The sequence below is a fragment of the Paramicrobacterium humi genome (assembly GCF_900105715.1).
Classification (GTDB): domain Bacteria; phylum Actinomycetota; class Actinomycetes; order Actinomycetales; family Microbacteriaceae; genus Paramicrobacterium; species Paramicrobacterium humi.
In genome coordinates this window covers 2,606,624-2,621,228 of the sequence record NZ_FNRY01000001.1, presented here as the reverse complement: position 1 = coordinate 2,621,228, position 14,605 = coordinate 2,606,624, and the positions used below count along the sequence as shown (strand labels likewise).

The 14,605-nt window shown below is 69.1% G+C and carries 11 protein-coding genes; all 11 read right to left on the bottom strand.

Translation table 11 applies throughout. From position 1 onward, the window contains the following. Window position 1: 1 nt before the first annotated feature. The gene (gene argH / locus BLV49_RS13040; protein ID WP_091185247.1) at window positions 2-1,432 is read right to left on the bottom strand and encodes an argininosuccinate lyase; all 1,431 of its coding nucleotides are present in this window, start codon (window positions 1,430-1,432) and stop codon (window positions 2-4) included. Between the two features lie 10 nt (window positions 1,433-1,442). Further along, window positions 1,443-2,366, bottom strand: a complete 924-nt coding sequence (argF, locus tag BLV49_RS13035) for an ornithine carbamoyltransferase (protein WP_091185245.1) — start codon at window positions 2,364-2,366, stop codon at window positions 1,443-1,445. Window positions 2,367-2,392: 26 nt separating this feature from the next. Continuing rightward, window positions 2,393-3,577, bottom strand: a complete 1,185-nt coding sequence (locus BLV49_RS13030) for an acetylornithine transaminase (protein ID WP_091185242.1) — start codon at window positions 3,575-3,577, stop codon at window positions 2,393-2,395. Further along, entirely contained in the window at window positions 3,574-4,476 is a 903-nt protein-coding gene (gene argB / locus BLV49_RS13025; protein WP_091185238.1) for an acetylglutamate kinase, read from the bottom strand. The genes BLV49_RS13030 and argB overlap by 4 nt, the downstream gene beginning before the upstream one ends. Window position 4,477: 1 nt before the next feature. After that, complete coding sequence (argJ, locus tag BLV49_RS13020; protein WP_091185235.1) at window positions 4,478-5,629, bottom strand: bifunctional glutamate N-acetyltransferase/amino-acid acetyltransferase ArgJ; 1,152 nt, start codon at window positions 5,627-5,629, stop codon at window positions 4,478-4,480. Beyond that, entirely contained in the window at window positions 5,626-6,669 is a 1,044-nt protein-coding gene (gene argC / locus BLV49_RS13015) for an N-acetyl-gamma-glutamyl-phosphate reductase (protein WP_091185233.1), read from the bottom strand. The genes argJ and argC overlap by 4 nt, the downstream gene beginning before the upstream one ends. Before the next feature lie 221 nt (window positions 6,670-6,890). Continuing rightward, a complete protein-coding gene (locus BLV49_RS13010) occupies window positions 6,891-9,386 on the bottom strand; it encodes a DEAD/DEAH box helicase (RefSeq protein WP_091185230.1) in 2,496 nt (831 codons plus the stop codon). Window positions 9,387-9,423: 37 nt separating this feature from the next. Beyond that, complete coding sequence (gene pheT / locus BLV49_RS13005) at window positions 9,424-11,943, bottom strand: phenylalanine--tRNA ligase subunit beta (RefSeq protein WP_091185226.1); 2,520 nt, start codon at window positions 11,941-11,943, stop codon at window positions 9,424-9,426. 2 nt (window positions 11,944-11,945) lie between these two features. Further along, the gene (pheS, locus tag BLV49_RS13000; RefSeq protein ID WP_091185221.1) at window positions 11,946-12,986 is read right to left on the bottom strand and encodes a phenylalanine--tRNA ligase subunit alpha; all 1,041 of its coding nucleotides are present in this window, start codon (window positions 12,984-12,986) and stop codon (window positions 11,946-11,948) included. 48 nt (window positions 12,987-13,034) lie between these two features. Then, on the bottom strand, window positions 13,035-13,937 hold the full coding sequence (locus tag BLV49_RS12995) for an amino acid ABC transporter permease (RefSeq protein ID WP_091185217.1): 903 nt from the start codon (window positions 13,935-13,937) through the stop codon (window positions 13,035-13,037). Beyond that, window positions 13,934-14,581 carry an amino acid ABC transporter permease gene (locus tag BLV49_RS12990; protein WP_091185213.1) on the bottom strand — a complete coding sequence of 216 codons (648 nt, stop codon included), beginning with the start codon at window positions 14,579-14,581 and terminating at the stop codon, window positions 13,934-13,936. Before BLV49_RS12990 ends, BLV49_RS12995 begins: the two co-directional genes overlap by 4 nt. Window positions 14,582-14,605: the final 24 nt, after the last annotated feature.

Genomic DNA, 14,605 nt, shown 5'->3' with positions numbered 1-14,605 from the left:
GTCAGGCCAGTCCGAGCTCGCTCGCGAGATGCGCCACCCTCTCCGTGAGCTGCGTCTGCTGGTCGGCGACGCGTTCAGGTGCCGTGCCGCCGGCGCCGGTGCGGCTGCCGATGGAGCCGGCGACGCTCAGCACGCTCCTCACCTCGGGCGTGAGGTGAGGGGACACGGCGGCAAGCTCCTCGTCGCTCGGCTCGTGCAGCTCGAGGCCGCGCTGCTCGCAGTAACGCACGAGTTCGCCGCTGATCTCGTGAGCGTCTCGGAAGGCGACGCCCTGCTTGACGAGCCATTCGGCCACGTCGGTGGCGAGAGAGAAGCCCTGCGGTGCGAGCGCGGCCATGCGCTCGGTGTTGAACCGAAGCGTCGCGACCATCCCGGCGAAGGCCGGCAGAAGCACTTCGAGCGTGTCGACGGCGTCGAACACGGGCTCCTTGTCCTCCTGCAGGTCACGGTTGTACGCGAGCGGAAGGCCCTTCAACGTCGTGAGCAGGCCCGTGAGGTTTCCGATCAGTCGGCCGGACTTGCCGCGCGCGAGCTCGGCGATGTCCGGGTTCTTCTTCTGCGGCATGATGCTCGACCCCGTGGAATAGCCGTCGTCGAGAGTGACGAATCCGAACTCCTTCGTGTTCCACAGGATGATCTCCTCGGCGAACCGCGAGAGGTTGATGCCGATCATCGACGTGATGAACGCGAACTCCGCGACGACGTCACGGCTGGCCGTCGAATCGATCGAGTTCTCCCCCGGCCGGGTGAGGCCGAGCTCGCGCGCCACGAGGCTCGCGTCGAGCCCGAGGCTGCTTCCCGCGAGGGCGCCGGCGCCGTAGGGCGACACGGTGGCGCGACTCATCCAGTCGCGCACGCGCTCGAGGTCGCGAACGAGCGGCCAGGCGTGCGCGAGGAGCTGGTGCCCGAGCAGCACGGGCTGAGCGTGCTGCAGGTGCGTGCGACCGGGAAGCGCGGCGTCCGGATGCGCCTCCGCCTGCGACACGATCGCGTCGAGCAGCTGCATGATGTGCCGGCTGATGGCGCGGGCGTGGTCGATGAGGTAGAGCCGCACGAGGGTGGCGATCTGGTCGTTGCGACTGCGCCCAGCGCGCAGCTTGCCGCCGAGGGCCGGCCCGGCGATCTCGATGAGTCCGCGTTCAAGGGCGCTGTGCACGTCCTCGTCGCTCTCCGCCGCCACGAAGCGCCCGTCGGCGACGCGCGCGTCAAGCTCGGTCAGGGCCTCGAGCATCCCGTCGAGCTCCTCGGAGCTCAGGTAGCCGGCATCCGCGAGCGCCTTCGCGTGCGCCTTCGATCCGCGGATGTCGTAGCTCGCGAAAATCCAGTCGAACTGCGTCGACTTGCTCAAGCGGGCGAGTTCCGGCGAGGGTCCGCTCGCGAAGCGGCCTCCCCACAGGGCGCCGGCTTCGCTCGCGCGATTGTTCGTCGTCATGGTCCTCCGTTCAGGCGCGCTCGAGCAGCCAGACCATGAGGGCCTTCTGCGCGTGCAGGCGGTTCTCTGCTTCGTCCCAGATGATGCTCTGCGGCCCGTCGATGACCTCGGCGGACACTTCGAAGCCGCGGTCGGCGGGCAGGCAGTGCATGAACACGGCGTCGTCCTTCGCACGGCTCATGAGCGTCGCGTCGACGCGGTAGGCGGCGAGGGACTCCAGGCGAGCCGCCTTCTCCTCCTCTTTGCCCATCGACACCCACGTGTCGGTGACGATGATGTCGGCGTCGGATGCCGCTTCGCGCGGGTCCGTGAGCACGCTCACCGACCCGCCGGTCTCCGCCGCGCGAGCCGTGGCGTCCGCCACGACGCTCGCGTCTGGTTCGTAGCCGTCGGGCGAGGCGATGCGCACGTGCATGCCCGCGGTCGCGCCGGCGAGCAAGTACGACTGGGCCATGTTGCAGGCGCCGTCGCCGATGAACGTCAGTGTGAGGCCGGCGAGGTCGCCCTTGTGCTCGCGGATCGTGAGCAGGTCGGCGAGCAGCTGGCAGGGGTGGAAGTCATCGGAGAGCGCGTTGATCACCGGCACGGTCGTGCCGGCGGCCATCTCCTCGAGGCCGGCCTGCCCGTAGGTGCGCCACACGATCGCCGAGACCATGCGCTCGAGCACGCGGGCCGTGTCGCTCGGCGTCTCCTTGCCGCCGAGCTGGCTGTTCGCGGTCGAGATGATCAGCGGGCTCCCGCCGAGGTCCGCGATGCCAACAGCGAACGACACTCGCGTGCGGGTCGACGACTTGTCGAAGATCACGGCGACCGTCTGCGGCCCGTCAAGCGGCTTGCGCGCGAAGCGGTCACGCTTCAGCTCGAGGGCCAGATCGAGGATCTCAGCCTGCTCGGCCGGAGTGATGTCGTCATCCCGGAGGAAGTGTCGGGTCATAGTGCTCTTTCGGTGTGTGCGTGTGGTCAGGAGACGGCGTCGAGAGCGACGCGGAAGCGCTTCTCGAAGTCGGCGATCTCGGCGTCGCCGATGATCAGCGGCGGCGCGAGCCGGATCGTCTCGGCGTTCGGCGCGTTGACGATGAGCCCCGCGGAGAGGGCGGCCGCGTGAATCGCGGGAGCGACGGGCTTCGCGAGGGCGATGCCGAGAAGCAGTCCCCGTCCGCGGACGCCCGTGATGAGGGGGCTGCCGAGTCCGGCGATGACCTCGCGCAGCTGCTCGCCGCGCTGCCTCGCGTTCTCGAGCAGTCCGGCGGACTCGATCTCGCCGAGCACGGCGTTGGCGGCCGCGGTCGCGAGGGGGTTGCCCCCGAACGTCGTGCCGTGCTGTCCGGGGTGGAACAGCTCGGACGTCGCTCCGAAGGTGATGATCGCGCCCATCGGCACGCCGCCCGCGATGCCCTTGGCCACCGTCACCGCGTCGGGCGTGATGCCCGTTGCCTGGTAGGCGAACCAGTCGCCCGTGCGGCCGACGCCGGTCTGGATCTCGTCGATGATGAGGAGCGCGCCGACCTCGCTCGTGAGCGCGCGTGCGCGTTCGAGGAACCCGTCGGGCACTTCGTAGACGCCGGCCTCGCCCTTGATGGGCTCGACGATCACGGCGGCGACCTGCTCGTCCATGGCGGCCTCGAGAGCCTCGATCGTCGTGTCGATGTACTCGACGCCGCCCGGGAGCGGTTCGAAGTCGGAGTGCATCGCCGGCTTGCCTGTCAGTGCGAGGGCGCCCATGGTGCGGCCGTGGAAGGAGTCCTTCATCGACAGGATGCGGGTGCGTCTGCCGTCATCGCCGCGATTGAGGCGCGCGAGCTTGAACGCGGCCTCGTTGGCCTCCGTGCCCGAGTTCGCGAAGAATACGCGCCCGGCGTCGCCGGTGCACGCGAGCCGCTTGAGGCGCGCGGCAAGTTCGAGCTGCGGCGGCGTCGCGAAGTAGTTCGAGACGTGGATGAGCGCTTTCGCCTGCTCGGAGACCGCCTCGACGAGAACGGGGTGAGCGTGGCCGAGAACGTTGACGGCGATGCCGCCGAGGAAGTCGAGGTAGCGGGTGCCGTCGCCGTCCTCGACGTAGGCGCCGTCGCCGCGCACGAGCAGCGCTTGCGTCGGGGCGAATGTGCGCATCATGTCGTGCGCCTCGTTGTCCTGCCACGTGGTCATGGCGCCTCCTTTGTGACTTCTGTTCCGATTCCCGTGCCGGTGAAGATCTCGAGCAGGATGGCGTGCGGCACGCGACCGTCGATGATCGCCGCAGCCTGGACGCCCGCGTCCACCGCCTCCAGGCAGGCCGCCATCTTCGGGATCATGCCTGACGCGAGCCGCGGCAGCATTCCGCGCAGCTCGATGTCGGTGATGGCGCTCACGAGCGAGTCGGTGTCGGGCCAGTTGCGGTAGAGACCGGCGACGTCGGTGAGCACGATGAGCTTGCTCGCGACGAGGGCGGCCGCGAGAGCGCCCGCAGCGGCATCCGCGTTGACGTTGAGCGGTCTGCCGATGTCGCCGCCTTCCGGCGCGATCGACGAGACGACGGGGATCTTCCCCGCCTCGATGGCCGTGCGCACGACGGTCGGGTCGACGGCGGTGATATCGCCCACGCGTCCCAGGTCGACGGTGACGCCGTCGACCTCGGCGCCGCGGCGGGTTCCCGTGAACAGTCCGGCGTCCTCCCCCGAGAGGCCCACCGCGAGGTCGCCGTGTTCGTTGAGGAGCTCGACGATCTCGTGGTTGACGCGGTGGCGAAGCACCTCGCGCACGACCTGCATGGCCTCCGGCGTGGTCACCCGGTAGCCGCCGCGGAATTCGCTGTGGATGCCGGCTTCCGTGAGCGCCGAGGATATCTGCGGTCCGCCGCCGTGCACGACGACGGGGTGCAGCCCGGCATGGTGCAGGAACACGATGTCCTCGGCGAAGGCACGCGTGAGCTCGGGCGAGATCATGGCGTTGCCGCCGAACTTCACGACGACGACGGCTCCGCGGTGGCGCTTCAGCCACGGCAGCGCCTCGATGAGGATTCCGGCCTTCGCCGCGGCCTCCGCGGCCGACGTGTTCGACGGCGTCATCTCAGCTGGAGTAGGCACTGTTCTCGTGCACGTAGTCGTGAGTGAGGTCGTTGGTGAGGATCGTCGCCTCCGCGTCGCCGGCATGCAGCTCGATGAGCACGCTGCACGCGCGCGGGGTGAGGTCGACGAGCTCGCGCGGCTGGTCGGGGCCGCCCGCATGGCACACGCGCACGCCGTTCATCGACACGTCGACGGCGTACGGGTCGAACGGGGCGCTTGTCGTGCCGATCGCCGCGAGGACGCGGCCCCAGTTCGGGTCATTGCCGAACACGGCGGCCTTGAAGAGGTTGTTGCGGGCGACGGCGCGGCCGACCTCGACGGCGTCGTCCTCGGTCGCCGCGCCCGTGACGGTGATGGCGATGTCGTGGCTCGCGCCCTCCGCGTCGGACTGAAGCTGCTCCGCGAGGTCACGGCACACCTCGGTGAGCACCGCTGTGAACGCGGCCTCGTCGGGCGCCGCGCCGGACGCGCCGGAGGCGAGCAGGGTGACCTGGTCGTTCGTCGACATGCAGCCGTCCGAGTCGAGCCGGTCGAAGGTCACGCGGGTCGCGTTTCGCAGGGCGGAGTCGAGGGCGGATGCCGCGAGCTGGGCGTCCGTCGTGATGACGACGAGCATCGTCGCGAGGCCGGGCGCGAGCATTCCGGCGCCCTTGGCCATGCCGCCGACGGTGTAGCCCTCCCCCGTGCGCACGCTCGTCTTCGCGTGCGTATCGGTCGTGAGGATCGCGTGTGCGGCAGCGTCGCCGCCGTCCGCGGAGAGCGCGGCGGCGGCATCCGTCACGCCCTGCCGGAGCTTGTCGAGGGGAAGCTGCTCGCCGATGAGCCCGGTCGAGCACACGAGCACGTCGCCGGAGGACACTCCGACAGCCTCCGCGACGGCCTCCGCCGTGGCGTGCGTGGCTTGGAAGCCCTCATGCCCGGTGAAGCAGTTCGCGCCGCCGGAGTTGAGGATGATCGCGGACACCGTGCCGTCGCCGATGACCTGCCGCGACCAGATGATCGGGTTCGCCACGGCGCGGTTGCTCGTGAAGACGGCGGCGGCGGCCTGGCTCGGTCCGCGGTTGACGACGAGGGCCACGTCTCGGTCGCCCGAGTGTTTGAGCCCGGCGGCCACGCCGGCCGCTTCGAATCCCTGTGCTGCCGTGACGCTCACGGTGCGACTCCATTCACGGTGAGGCCCATGGCTTCGGGAAGCCCGAGCGCGATGTTGGCGGACTGGATGGCGGCGCCCGCCGTGCCCTTGGCGAGGTTGTCGACGGCGGTCACGACGACGACTCGCCCGGCGGCCTCGTCGACCGTGACGCTCATGAGCGCCGTGTTCGCGCCGAGAACGTCCGCGGTGCGCGGAACCGAACCGTCGGGCAGCAGCTGCACGAAGGTCTCGTCGGCGTACGCGTCCTCCCACGCGGCGCGCACCTGCTCGGGCGTCGTGCCGGGCACGAGCCGCGCGGTGGAGGTGGCGAGGATGCCGCGGGCCATCGGCACGATGACGGGCGTGAACGAGAGCGTCACGGCGTCGGCGCCGGCCCAGCGCAGCCCCTGCGCGATCTCGGGGATGTGCCGGTGGGTGCCGCCGACGGCATACGGGTTCGCGCTGCCGAGGATCTCGGCGGCGAGCAAGTGCGTCTTGAGGCTCTTGCCCGCACCGGACGGGCCGACCGCGAGCACGGAGACGATGTCGGTCGCCTCGATGACGCCGGCGGCGACGCCGGGAGCGAGGGAGAGCTCGACGGTGCTCGCGTTGCAGCCGGGCGCGGCGATGCGCCGGGCGCCGACGAGGTGGTCGCGCTGGCGGCCCGCGCCGACGATGAGCTCGGGAACGCCGTAAGCCCAGGCGCCGTGGTGCTCGCCGCTGTAGAACGCGGCCCAGTCATCGCCGCTCTCAAGGCGGTGGTCGGCGCCGCAGTCGACGACGAGCGTGTGCTCGGGCAAGTGCGCGGTGAGCTCGCCCGACTTGCCATGCGGGAGGGCGACGAACACGATGTCGTGCCCGGAGAGCGTCTCCGGGCTCGTCTCCGTCAGCACGAGATCGCGCAGGGAGCGCAAGTGCGGGTGAACGGCGATGAGCGGCTCCCCGGCGTGCGAATGCGCGGTCACTGTGGTGATCTCGAAGTCGGGGTGCTCGGCGAGCAGCCGGAGCAGCTCTCCGCCCGCATACCCGGAGGCGCCGGCGACGGCGACGGTGAATGTCATGCTTCTACCTTATTGAGTGGGCGATCGGCTCTGGAGGCGGCGGCGCCCACTCGTGCCCAGGTCACCGGAGCACAGAAGGCGTCGCCGAGGTTCGCCCGGAGACGCGACGTCGACGCAGCGCGCGGGCCGAGAGACCGGCGCGGATGCTGCGGACGAATGAAGCCATGCCCCGAGAATACTCCGGGGGACGGCGCGCGCGCCAATCCGCGGAATCGAGGGTCTCAGAACCGCGTCAGTCCCGTCACGGCGAGCGCCACCTCGCCGGCCGCGTCGGAGGCCGCGAGGTCGACGACGGCGGTGATGCCCCAATCGTGGTCTCCGGCCGGATCGTCGAGGATCTGGCGTACGCGCCAGCTGCCCGTCTCCTCCTCGATGAGGAGCATGTCGGCGCTTCGCGCGTCGCCGCCCGTGAGGATCTCGTCATGGTCGGCGAAGTACGCGTCGAGAGCTCCCGCCCAGTCGTCGGTGCCGAAGCCGGAGTCGCCGTCAAGGTCACCGAGTGCGTCGATCTTCTCGAGGGCGGCGAGCTGGACGCGACGGAACAGCTCGTTGCGCACGAGCACGCGGAACGCGCGGGCGTTGGCGGTGAGGCGGCGCGGGGCCGGCGGAACGACCTCGTCCGCGCGGGCGTCGTGCTCGGCGGCATCCGGATGATTGAGCTCTTCCCACTCGTCGAGCAGGCTCGAGTCCACTTGGCGCACGAGTTCGCCGAGCCACTCGATGATGTCGTGCAGCTCGGGCGTGCGCGCATGCTCGGGGATCATCTGCCGCGCCGTGCGATAGGCGTCGCTCAGGTAGCGCAGAACGACGCCCTCCGAACGGGCGAGCTGGTAGAAGCGCACATACTCGCTGAACGACATGGCGCGCTCGTACATGTCGCGCACGACCGACTTGGGGGCGAGTTCGAAGTCGGCGACCCACGGCTGCGAGGCTTTGAACGTCTCGAACGACTGCTCCAGCAGCTCCTCGAGCGGCTTGGGCCAGGTGATGTTCTCGAGCAGCTCCATGCGCTGCTCGTACTCGATGCCCTCCGCCTTCATCGCAGCCACCGCCTCGCCGCGTGCCATGTGCTCTTGCTGGTTCAGCACGGCGCGCGGGCTGTCGAGGGTCGCCTCGAGCACGGAGAGCATGTCGAGGGCGTATGTGGACGACTCGGGGTCGAGCAGCTCGAACGCGGCGAGGGCGAACGGAGACAGCGGCTGGTTGAGCGCGAAGTTCGCCGGCAGGTCGACCGTGAGTCGGATCTGCCCGCCCTCGGACACCACGATGCCGGCTGCGACGACCGTGCGGTAGATGGCGAGGGCGCGGCGGGCGAGCTCCCGCTGGCGAGCGACGGGCTCGTGGTTGTCGAAGATGAGCCGGCGCACCGTCGCGAACACGTCGCCGCCGCGCGCGATGAGATTGATGAGCATCGCGCTCGTCATCTGCATGTGGCTCGTGAGCGTCTCGGGCTGCGCGGCGATGAGCCGGTCGAAGGAGCCGCGACCCCAGGAGACGAAGCCCTCTGGCGCCTTCTTGCGCACGATCTTTCGGCGCTTCTTGGGGTCGTCGCCCGCCTTCTCGAGCGCCTTGAGGTTGAGCGTCTCATGCTCGGGCGCCTGGACCACGACGGTGCCGGCCGTGTCGAAGCCGGCGCGCCCGGCGCGACCGGCGATCTGGTGGAACTCGCGCGCGTTGAGCTGCCGCATGCGCGTGCCGTCGAACTTCGTCAGAGCCGTGAGGAGAACGGTGCGGATGGGAACGTTGATGCCGACGCCGAGCGTGTCGGTTCCGCAGATGACGGGAAGCAGGCCGCGCTGCGCGAGCTGCTCGACCAGTCGGCGGTACTTCGGCAGCATCCCCGCGTGATGCACGCCGATGCCGGCGCGCAGCAGCTTCGACAGCGTCTTGCCGAATCCCGTGCTGAAGCGGAACGGCCCGACGAGCTCGGCGATCGCCTCCTTCTGGGCGCGGCTCGCGACCTTCGCGCTCGTGAGCGCCTGGGCGCGCTCCATGGCCTGCGCCTGCGAGAAGTGAACGATGTACACCGGCGCGCGGTCGGTGTGCAGCAGCTCGTCGATCGTCTCGTGGATCGGCGCGGTCTCGTAGTGGTAGCTCAGCGGGACGGGGCGTTCGACGCCCGTCACCTCGGCGGTGTCTCGCCCGGTGCGCCGCGTGAGGTCCTCGGCGAGGGCGCTCACGTCGCCGAGCGTCGCCGACATGAGCACGAACTGCGTGTGCTCGAGGATGAGCAGCGGCACTTGCCAGGCCCAGCCGCGATCCGGGTCGCCGTAGTAGTGGAACTCGTCCATGACGACCTGATGGATGCCGGCGTCGGGGCCGCGGCGCAGGGCGAGGTTCGCGAGGATCTCTGCCGTGCAGCAGATGATCGGCGCGTCGGCGTTCACCGCCGAGTCCCCCGTCATCATGCCGACGTTCTCGGCGCCGAAGGTGTCGACGAGGGCGAAGAACTTCTCGCTCACGAGAGCCTTGATGGGCGCCGTGTAGAAGCTGCGCTCGCCCCGCGCGAGTGCCGTGAGGTGCGCGCCGACGGCGACGAGCGACTTTCCGGTTCCCGTCGGGGTCGACAGAATGATGTTGTTGCCGGAGACGACCTCGATGAGGGACTCCTCCTGCGCCGGATACAGCGTGATGCCGCCGGCGGTCGCCCACGCGGTGAACGCGTCGAAGACGGCGTCGGGTTCGGCGGAGTCGGGGACGGCGATGAGACCGTTCATGTCAAACCGCCGTCCTCGATCCTGATCTCCGGGCCCGTCACTCCCTGATCGTCGCGCCGTACAGCTCGCCGGCGCGTGCGGCTCCGGCGAGCTTTGCCTCCGAGGCCTCCGCCGCTGTGAGCGTGCGGTCTGCGGCGCGGAACCGCAGCGCGAAGGTGAGGCTCTTCTCCCCCTCGGGCACGCCGGTGCCGCGGTAGTCGTCGACGAGGCGTATGTGCTCGAGAAGAGCACCCGCTCCGGCCGTGACCGCTTGCTGCACGGAGGCGGCGGCCACTCCCGCTCCGACGAGAAGGGAAAGGTCTTGCGTCGCAGCCGGCTGGGTGAGGATGGCGGATGTCGTGGTGACATGCTCGCCCGCGGCGGTGATGGCGTCGAGGTCGATCTCGGCGACGGCTACGACGCGCGGCAGGTCGTGCTCCTCGGCGAGGGCGGGCAGCAGCTCCCCCGCGACCCCGACGATTCGACCGCCAACGGAGAGCTCCGCCGTGCGTCCGGGGTGCAGCGCCTTGTGAGAGCCCTGCGCAACATCGATACGGATGCCGGAGGCGAGTCCGATCTGCTCGACGGCCGCGAGGACGTCCGCGATGCCCGAGCCGACCGCGTCCTGGCCCGGCTGCTTCTCGATCGCGTTGCCGAGAACGAGAACGCCCACGTGCCGCGGCTGCGGCGGAATGCCGTCGTCGAGCGTCGCGAGCACGTCGGCGCTCGGCCGCTCGACTCCGCTCGGCAGCTCCGCCGTGCCGTAGTCCGTCCCGGTCTCGGGCCGGAAGACACGACCGATCTCGAACAGCGACAGGCTCGTCAGGCCGCGCGCCAGGTTGCGTCGCGCGATGTCGACGAGGCCGGGCAGGAGCGACGTGCGCAGGTACGGCACGGTCGCGTCGAGGGCGTTCGCGAGCTTGACAGCTGCCACCGGTTCGTCGAGACCGGAGCCGAACGCCGCGTTCGCCTCGGCCGACACGAACGGGTAGGCGAGCACTTCGGTGCTTCCGGCCGCCGCAAGCGCATCGGCGACCTTGCGCCGGATGATCTGCTCCCGCGTGAGGCCGTGTCCGGGAGGCGCGACCGGCAGCACGCTCGGGATGCGATCGTAGCCGACGATGCGCGCGATCTCCTCGACGAGGTCGACCTTGACCGTGAGGTCGGGGCGCCAGCTCGGCGGCGTGACCAGGAGGCCCTCCGCCGTGCGCTCGACGTGAGCGCCGATCATCGTGAGCGCACCGCTGACCTCGCCTGGCGTGTAGGCGACACCGACGATCTTCTCGGCGAAGCCCTCGGGCAGCAGGATCGCCTCAGGCTCGCGCGCGTCGTCCAGCACGGAGCCTTCCTCGTCGACGGTTCCGCCGGCGAGTTCGACCATGAGCTCCGCGACCCGCGTCGCCGCGGCTGCCGCGATCTTCGGGTCGACGCCGCGCTCGAATCGCTTTGACGCCTCGCTCGGCAGCTTGTGCCGGCGGGCGGAGCGGGCGATCGACACGGGGTCGAAGTTGGCGGCCTCGATGAGAACGTTGCGCGTGGCGGCATCCATCTCGGTTGTCGCTCCGCCCATGACACCGGCGATGCCGATGGCGCCCGAGTCGTCGGTGATCAGCAGGTCTTCGCGATCGAGGCGGCGCTCCTGCCCGTCGAGCGTCGTCACGGTCTCGCCAGCCTCGGCACGGCGCACGACGATGTCGCCCGTCAGCTTGTCGAGGTCGTAGCCGTGGATGGGCTGGCCGAGCTCGAGCATGACGTAGTTGGTGATGTCGACGAGGATCGACACCGAGCGGATGCCGGCGAGTCGCAGTCGCGCGCTCATCCAGGGCGGTGTCGGCCGTGCGGCGTCGACGCCGCGGACGACCCGCGTGACGAAGACGCTGCAGCCGCTGCGGTCGCGGATCGGCGCCTGGTCTTCCACCCGCACGCTCACACCGGTCAGCTGCTCGGGGACCGCGATGCCCGCCGGGTCGCGGAAGGCGGCACCGGTCGAGTGCGAGTACTCGCGAGCGACGCCGCGCATGGAGAACGCGTAGCCGCGGTCGGGCGTGACGTTGATCTCGATGGCGGTGTCGTCAAGGCCCAGCAGCGAGAGCGCGTCGGTGCCGACTTCGGGGTCGAGGCCGAGCGTGGTCAGGCGCAGGATTCCGTCGTGGTCGTCGCCGATGCCGAGCTCGCGCACGGACGCGATCATGCCGTCGGACAGGTGGCCGTAGGTCTTGCGCGCGGCGATGGGAAACGGGCCGGGCAGAACGGAGCCGGGCAAGGTCACCACGACCTTGTCGCCCTTCACGAAGTTGTGCGCGCCGCAGACGATGCCGTGCACGGCGTCACCGCCGTCTGCCGCGGTCTGGCCGTCGGGAGCGACGCGCACCTGGCACCAGCGGATGACCTTGCCGTTCTTCTGCGGTTCCTCGACGAAGTCGAGGACCTCTCCGACGACGATCGGGCCGGACAGCTCCGAACGGTGGATGGCTTCCTCTTCCAGGCCGACGCGCACGAGAGCGGCCTGCACCGACTCGGGAGTCACATCCTGGGGAAGCTCGACGTATTCAGCGAGCCAACTGAGCGGCACCCGCATCTCTAAACCACCATTCCGAACTGCTGTGAGAAGCGGACATCGCCTTCGACGATCTCGCGCATGTCTTGGATGTCATTGCGGAACATGAGCGTGCGCTCGATTCCCATGCCGAAGGCGAAGCCCGAGTACTCTTCGGGATCGATGCCGGCCGCGCGCAGCACATTGGGGTTCACCATGCCGCAGCCACCCCACTCGATCCAGCGCGCCCCACCCTTGAAGGTGGGGTGCCACAGGTCGAGCTCGGCGCTCGGCTCCGTGAACGGGAAGTAGCTCGGGCGGAGACGGATCATCGCCTCATCTCCGAACATCGTGCGTGCGAAGTGCTCGAGGGTGCCGCGCAAATGCGCCATCGTGAGGCCCTTGTCGACGGCGAGGCCCTCGAACTGGCTGAAGACCGGCGTGTGCGTCGCATCGATCTCGTCGGTGCGATAGGTGCGACCGGGCGCGAGGATGTAGACGGGCAGCTCGCGCTCGAGCAGGGAGCGCACCTGCACGGGCGACGTGTGGGTGCGAAGCACGAGGTGCGACTCTGGCGGCTCGACGAAGAACGTGTCCTGCATCGCGCGTGCCGGGTGGTCGGCGTCGAAGTTGAGGGCGTCGAAGTTGAACCATTCGCTTTCCACTTCGGGGCCCTCCGCGATCTCCCAGCCCATGCCGACGAAGATGTCCGAGACGCGATCCTGCAGCATCGTCAGCGGGTGTCGGGCACCCGGGCGGTAGCGCAGCGCGACGGCCGTCACGTCGATCGTCTCGGCATCGAGACGAGCGGCGTCCTCGAGCGCCGTGATCTCCTCCTGGCGCGCTTGGAAGGTGGCGTTCACGCGCGCCCGCGCTTGGCCGACGAGCTTGCCGAGCGTCGCCTTCTGCTCGTTCGGGACGTTCCGCAGCTGCCCGTTGAGCTTCGCGAGCGGAGAGGACTCTCCGGTGTGCTCGGTGCGCACGGTCTTGAGCGCCGCAGTCGAGTCAGCGGCGGCGATCGCAGCGAGGGCGGCGTCCACCGCCTGCGAGAGTGCTTCTTCTGTGATGGGGATAGCGTCTGACACGATCCCCAAGTCTACCGGTGGGAATGCGAGCGGATTGGCCGCTGTGGATCAGATCTTCCGCTCGCCCGCCTGCGCTTGAATGGCGATCGCCTTCGTCTCCGCGGCGGCGAGATCTTCTCGCGCACCCGGGTCCTTCGGCAGCTTGGAGCTGCGCCGTGTGCGCTGCTCAACCCACTTCGCGACGCCCGCGAGAATGAGGCAGAGAATCACGTAGATCGAGCCGATCACGATGGTGGACGGGATGATCGGGGAACCGTAGGTGACCTGGCTGCCGTAGAACTTGGCGAGGTACAGCAGCTCCTGGAACGTGACGATGAACCCGAGTGCGGTGTCCTTGAGCACGACGACGAGCTGCGAGATGATGACGGGCATCATCGCGCGAATCGCCTGCGGGTACAGGATGACCGACATGACGGCTGTCTTGCGCAGCCCGATCGCGTAGCCGGCTTCCGATTGCCCGCGCGGAAGCGACTCGATGCCGGAGCGGAAGACTTCGGCGAGCACGGATCCGTTGTACAGAATGAGGCCCGTGACCACGGCCACATAGGGACTGATGAAGTCGAAGCCGAGCGGCGGGAGTCCGTAGTACATGATCATCATCAGGATCAGCACGGGGATGGCGCGGAAGATCTCGGTGAACACTGTGACGGGCCAGCGCACCCACGCGTGGTCCGAGACGCGGCCGACGGACAGGAGAAGACCGAGAATGAGGCTTCCGACGGCAGCGACGACGAACGCAGAGAGTGTGGTGAGAGTGGCAGCGCCGATCGCGCGCCACACGGCGGTGTAGCGGAACAGCTGCCACTTCTGAGCGCTGAACTGGCCGGTGTCGAAGAACCGGTACGCGATGAAAGCGACGAACGCGAGGACGATGACGATCGTCACGACCGCGAGGATTCGGTTGCGGAGCCGGGCGCGGGGCCCGGGTGCATCGTAGAGAACGCTGCTCATCGGGCAACCCTCCATCGGTTCTCGAGTCGTCGCTGGATGAAGGCGAGGATCATGACCAGGATCACGAAGAACAGCGCGACCCAGAGAAGCACGATCATCGCTGGCTCGCCTCGCTCGGACGCGTAGGCGCGAATGGCGCCGGCCTCTGCGACGGAGAAGCCCGCAGCGACGGTCGTGTTCTTGAGCAGCGCGATGAGCACGCTCATGAACGGCGGGATCACGGCGCGGAAGGCCTGCGGGAGTACAACGCGCGTCATGGTGGGCACGAACGAGAGCCCGATCGCTCGGGCTGCTTCTGCCTGGCCGATGGGCACGGTGTTGAAGCCCGAGCGCAGCACTTCCGCGATATAGGTGGCGGTGTAGAGGCTCAAGGCGATGATCGCGAGCGTCTCGTACGAAACCTCGCCGAGTCGCAGCTTCGGATATCCGAAGGCGAAGAAGAAGAAGATCAGGGTGAGCGGAGTGTTGCGGACGAGGTTGACGTAGATGGTGCCGACGCCGCGCATGACCGGCACCGGCGAGACGCGCATGGTGCCCACGATCATGCCGAGGATCGTCGAGAAGATCGCCGACCACACGAACAGCACAAGGGTGGTCCGGAAGCCTCTGACGAAGATGTCGAGGTTGTCCAGCAAGACGTCCACGTGGTTTTCCTCTGCTCTGGTTGG